This window comes from Agromyces humi (genome assembly GCF_009720255.1).
Taxonomy (GTDB): Bacteria; Actinomycetota; Actinomycetes; order Actinomycetales; family Microbacteriaceae; genus Agromyces; species Agromyces humi.
In genome coordinates this window covers 1-4,872 of the sequence record NZ_WJSP02000287.1, presented here as the reverse complement: position 1 = coordinate 4,872, position 4,872 = coordinate 1, and the positions used below count along the sequence as shown (strand labels likewise).

Genomic DNA, 4,872 nt, shown 5'->3' with positions numbered 1-4,872 from the left:
GACGGGCACGTGGTCTCTGCCCTGGCAGTGGGACGGCGCGGGAACCTACCGGGTGCTCACGCATCGCATCGCCAGCCTCATCGAGAGCCGCGAAGCGTGGCCGAGCCAGATCCTGCAGTTCTGGGTGTTCCTCGCGGCGTGGGCGTTGCAGGGCTTCTACGTCGTGTGGCTCCCGCTCGAGATCGCGTGTACCTGACCGCCACGCCGGGCCACGTGCACATCTTCGACTCCGAGTCGGGCCTCCGCCTCAGGCGGCGCCGACGCGTTCCTCACGAGGCTGCACGTGCCCGAGGCGGCGCGCCACCGCGGAGCGGCCTGAGTGGTGCGCACCACCCCACTAGGCTTGCCCGGTGCTCCTGCCCGTCGCCGTCTCGGTGCTGGTGGGTGCGTTCGCCCAGCGCGTCACCGGCATGGGGTTCGCCCTCATCGCCGCGCCCGCCCTCGTCGTGCTCCTCGGGCCGTTCGACGGGGTGATCATCGTGAACGCCTGCGCGGTGCTGTCGTCGTTGCTCATCCTGCCGCGCGTCTGGCGGCACATCGACTGGCCTCGGTTCCGATGGCTGGTCGTGCCCGCCGTCGCCGGCACGGTGATCGGAGCGCTCGTCGCCGCGCGGCTGCAGGGGCCGGTGCTGCAGCTCGGCATCGGGATCCTCGTGATCGTGGCGCTCACGGTGTCGCTGGCCGTGACGCGCACCCAGCACGTCGCCACCGGGCGGACGCCGGCGATCGTCGCGGGTGCGACATCCGGATTCATGAACGCCGCCGCCGGCGTCGGCGGTCCGGCGCTCAGCGTCTACGCCGTGGCGACGCGCTGGCCTCAGGCGGGCTTCGCCGCGACCGCGCAACCATACTTCGTGGTGATCGGCCTCAGCTCGCTGATCGGCAAGCTCGCCGCGTCGGGCTGGGCGCTCCCCGAGGTCGAGCCGGGTGTCTGGCCGGTCTCGATCGCGGCGCTGCTCGTCGGCCTCGGGCTCGGGGAGCTGCTGCACGCGCGCATCGGGCACCGCGCCGCCCGCGCCGGCGTCATCGTGATCGCCTACCTGGGCGGGGTCGTCGCCATCGTCGACGGCGCGATCAACCTGGCGGGCTGACCTCGAGCCGCACCGGCTCGCCGCCCCGGGCGTCCAGTCGTGCCTCGAGCCCCGCGCGCACCGCCGGCCACTCGTCGACGATGATCGAGAAGATCGCCGAGTCCCGCCAGGTGCCGTCGGCCCGCGGCTTGTGCCGGCGGGCCAGCCCCTCGAACTGCGCGCCGAGCTTGAGGATGGCCGCGCGCGAACGCGCGTTGCGCGCGTCGGCCTGCAGCTTCACCCGGCCGAAGCCGTGGTCGAACGCGAGACCGAGCAGCAGGAGCTTGGCCTCGGGGTTCACGGCGGTGCCCCAGACCCTCGGGTCGTAGCCGGTCCAGCCGATGTGCGCCGACTCGGTCGGCAGGTCGAGGTCGCCGAGCTTCGTGGCACCGATCACGGCGCCGTGGTCGGGTCCCCCCTCGAGGCGCACGGTGAACGGGAGGGCGTCGGGCGCGGGCTCGTAGGACCTGAGGGCGAACTCCTCGAATGCGGCGAGGTCGGCCGGCTGCCCGGCCGGCCCTCCACCGAAGCCGCCGGCGAACACCTCGGGGCGACCGAGTGCTCGGTACAGCTCGGGGATGTCGTCGTTCGAGAACGGCGTCAAGCGGATGAATCGGCCGACGAGCGGCGCGGCGGCAGGGCGGCGGGCGGTCACGTCGGGCCTAGTCGAGCAGGTCGTGCAGCTGCACGATCTCCTCGCGACCCGGGCCGACGCCGATCGCCGAGATGCGCGACCCGCTCATGGCCTCGAGCGCGCGCACGTAGGCCTGCGCATTCGCAGGCAGCTCCTCGAACGAGCGTGCACCCGAGATGTCCTCCTGCCAGCCGGGGAATTCCTCGTAGACGGGAGTGGCGTGGTGGAAGTCGGACTGCGACACCGGCACCTCATCGACGCGCTGGCCGTCGACCTCGTAGGCCACCGCGACGGGGATGCGCTCGAGGCCGGTGAGCACGTCGAGCTTCGTCAGCACGAAGTCGGTGACGCCGTTGACCCTCGATGCGTAGCGCGCGATGGGCGCGTCGTACCAGCCGGTGCGGCGACGCCGGCCCGTGGTGGTGCCGAACTCGTGGCCCTTCTCACTGAGGAACTCGCCCCACTCGTCGAAGAGCTCGGTGGGGAACGGGCCCGCACCGACGCGGGTGGTGTACGCCTTGACGACCGCGATGACCCGGTCGATGCGGTTCGGCGCGATGCCCGAACCGGTGACCGCGCCGCCGCTCGTGGCGTTCGACGAGGTGACGAACGGGTAGGTGCCGTGGTCGACGTCCAGCATGGTCGCCTGGCCGCCCTCGAAGAGCACGGTCTCGCCCCGCTCGAGCGCCTGGTGCAGCAGGAGCGACGTGTCGGTCACCATGGGTCGAAGCCGCTCGACGTAGCCGAGCAGGTCGTCGACGACCTCGTCGACGCCGATGGCGCGGCGGTTGTAGACCTTCACGAGCAGGTGGTTCTTCTGGTCGAGGGCGCCCTCGACCTTCTGTCGCAGGATGTTCTCGTCGAAGAGATCCTGCATGCGCAGGCCGACGCGGTTGATCTTGTCGGCGTACGCCGGGCCGATGCCGCGACCGGTCGTGCCGATCTGGCGGCTGCCGAGGAAGCGCTCGGTGACCTTGTCGAGCGTGCGGTGGTACTGGGTGATGAGGTGCGCGTTCGCCGAGACGCGCAGCTTCGAGACATCCACCCCGCGGCTCTCGAGCCCCTCGAGTTCCTCGAACAGCACCTCGATGTCGACGACCACGCCGTTGGCGATCACCGGGACGACGCCGGGCGTGAGGATGCCCGACGGCAGCAGGTGCAGGGCGTACTTCTCGTCGCCGACGACGACCGTGTGCCCGGCGTTGTTGCCGCCGTTGAACTTCACGACGTAGTCGAGGCGCGACCCGAGGAGGTCGGTCGCCTTGCCCTTGCCCTCGTCGCCCCACTGCGCTCCGATGAGTACGGCTGCGGGCATGTCAGTCCTCTCCTGCCGTGTCGACGGCGGTGGGTTCGGCGAGCGGCTCGCCGGTGTGGGCCTCGTGTCCGGTGGCCGGTTCGAAACGGCCGGCGGATGCCACGATCGGCATCATCTGGGTGGGGGTGAACTCCGACGCGATGCGAGCCGGCGCGGAGGCGTCGGCCGCGGCCAGCTCGTCGGCCAGTCGGGCGGCGTGCCCCTCGAGCCCCAGGTGCTCGGCGGCGCGGCGCTGCGCATCGAGCGAGTCCGCGGCATCCGGCGGGATCACCACCGTCCACTTCATCGGGAGTCCGCCCCAGTCCTCGCTCGACGCACGAGAGTATGCCGCACTCATGCGCGCAGCCCGGGCAGCACGTCGCGCCCGAACACCTCGAGGAACTCGGCCTGGTTGCGGCCCACGTTATGCAGGTAGATGCGGTCGAAGCCGAGGTCGAGCAGGCGCTGGATGTCGGCGCGGTGCACGTCGGGATCGGCCGAGACGACCATGCGGCCCGCGAAGTCCTCGGGTCGCACGGTGCGCGCGAGCTGGTCGAACTCGTAGGGGGAGCGGATGTCGCTGCGCGGGAACCGCATGCCGCCGTTCGGCCACTCGACGAGCGCGTTGCGCATGGCCTGTTCGTCGGTCGGCGCCCACGAGAGGTGCAGCTGCAGCACCTTCGACATGGTCGCGGCGGTGCGGCCGGCCTCGCGGGCGCCCTCGGCGAAGCGCTGCAGCAGCGGTGCGAGCCGATCGGTGGGCGCGCCGGTGGTGATGAACCCGTCGACGCTGCGGCCGGCGCGGCGGGCCGTGACGGGCCCGGATGCCGCGACGAGGATCTCGGGGGCGACCGCGGGCATGGTCCACAGCCGCGTCGACTCGAGCTTGAAGTGCGGACCGGCGTGCCGCACGTCCCGGCCGGCGAGCGAGCCCGTGAAGAGCCGGCGGATGACGTCGACGGCCTCGAACATGCGGTTGATCCGCTCGGGCGCCTCGGGCCAGTACTGCCCGACGACGTGCTCGTTGATGGCCTCGCCCGATCCGATGCCCAGCCAGTGGCGGCCGGGATAGAGCGCCCCGAGCGTCGCGCTCGCCTGGGCGACGACGGCCGGATGCATCCGGAACGTCGGCGTCGTCACGCCCGGCCCGAGGTCGCCCGTCGTGCGCTCGCCGATCGCGGCGAGCACGCTCCACACGAACGACGACTCGCCCTGCGCAGGCACCCACGGCTGGAAGTGGTCGGTCGCCATGACGCCGTGGAACCCGTGGGACTCGGCGAGCGCGGCGAGCGCCACCGCCTCGGCGGGCGGGAACCGCTCGAGCATCGCGGCATAGCCGATGTGCGCAGACACCCCACCATCCTCCCCCGTCGGGAGGCGGGTGTCATTCCGAGGCGAGCGGTCCCTCGGCCTGCGACTCGTCGAACCCGTCGCGATAGCCCTCGTTGTACGCCTCGTCGGCGCCCACCCGGAACAGGTCGCGTTCGGCCGGACGGATGATGCTGCGGGCGCCCGGCAGGTCGAGCGGGCCGACGTAGCGTCCGAGCCCGCGCACCACGGCGACCGGCACGCCCGACGACTTGCCCTTCACGAGCTCGGCGGCGCCGGCGATCTCGTCGGCCACGCACGGCATGGTGACGGCGAGCGGCTTGCCCGAGGCATCCGCCGACCCGCGAAGGTCTTCGAAGACATGCACGCCCGCCGCGCCGATGGCGATGTCGGTCTGTCCTTCGCGCCAGGGGCGGCCGAGCGTGTCGGACAGGATGACGCCGACCGAGACGCCGGCGAGGGCACGGATGCCGGTGGCGAGCGCCCGCGCGGAGCCGTCGGGATCGACCGGCAGCAGCAGCACCGTGCCGTGCGGCGCGTTGGAC

6 protein-coding genes and 1 pseudogene are annotated in these 4,872 nt (G+C 72.1%); 2 read left to right on the top strand and 5 right to left on the bottom strand.

Annotation, left to right across the window (positions count from 1 at the left end; genetic code table 11):
* Positions 1 to 196: pseudogene (locus GH736_RS17280) on the top strand (hypothetical protein); the annotation flags it as partial.
* Between the two features lie 154 nt (positions 197 to 350).
* Positions 351 to 1,091: a sulfite exporter TauE/SafE family protein gene (locus GH736_RS17275; RefSeq protein ID WP_159605541.1), complete on the top strand. Its 741-nt coding sequence runs from the start codon at positions 351 to 353 to the stop codon at positions 1,089 to 1,091.
* Here GH736_RS17275 and GH736_RS17270 read toward each other — a convergent pair.
* From GH736_RS17270 to GH736_RS17250, 5 genes are all read right to left on the bottom strand, one after another.
* Positions 1,075 to 1,725, bottom strand: a complete 651-nt coding sequence (locus GH736_RS17270) for a GNAT family N-acetyltransferase (protein ID WP_159605539.1) — start codon at positions 1,723 to 1,725, stop codon at positions 1,075 to 1,077. The two genes, GH736_RS17275 and GH736_RS17270, sit on opposite strands and share 17 nt — an antisense overlap.
* Before the next feature lie 7 nt (positions 1,726 to 1,732).
* On the bottom strand, positions 1,733 to 3,019 hold the full coding sequence (locus GH736_RS17265; RefSeq protein ID WP_159605537.1) for an adenylosuccinate synthase: 1,287 nt from the start codon (positions 3,017 to 3,019) through the stop codon (positions 1,733 to 1,735).
* 1 nt (position 3,020) lies between these two features.
* On the bottom strand, positions 3,021 to 3,356 hold the full coding sequence (locus GH736_RS17260) for a hypothetical protein (protein ID WP_159605535.1): 336 nt from the start codon (positions 3,354 to 3,356) through the stop codon (positions 3,021 to 3,023).
* Positions 3,353 to 4,351: a TIGR03557 family F420-dependent LLM class oxidoreductase gene (locus GH736_RS17255; RefSeq protein ID WP_268891250.1), complete on the bottom strand. Its 999-nt coding sequence runs from the start codon at positions 4,349 to 4,351 to the stop codon at positions 3,353 to 3,355. Before GH736_RS17255 ends, GH736_RS17260 begins: the two co-directional genes overlap by 4 nt.
* Before the next feature lie 31 nt (positions 4,352 to 4,382).
* Positions 4,383 to 4,872, bottom strand: a 490-nt coding sequence (locus GH736_RS17250) for a coenzyme F420-0:L-glutamate ligase (RefSeq protein WP_203230826.1), incomplete at its 5' end; no start/stop codon positions are given.

Excerpts from the sequence above, each read along its gene's own strand:
- GH736_RS17260 (WP_159605535.1), bottom strand. The coding sequence starts at position 3,356 with ATGAGTGCGGCATACTCTCGTGCGTCGAGCGAGGACTGGGGCGGACTC.
- GH736_RS17265 (WP_159605537.1), bottom strand. The coding sequence starts at position 3,019 with ATGCCCGCAGCCGTACTCATCGGAGCGCAGTGGGGCGACGAGGGCAAG.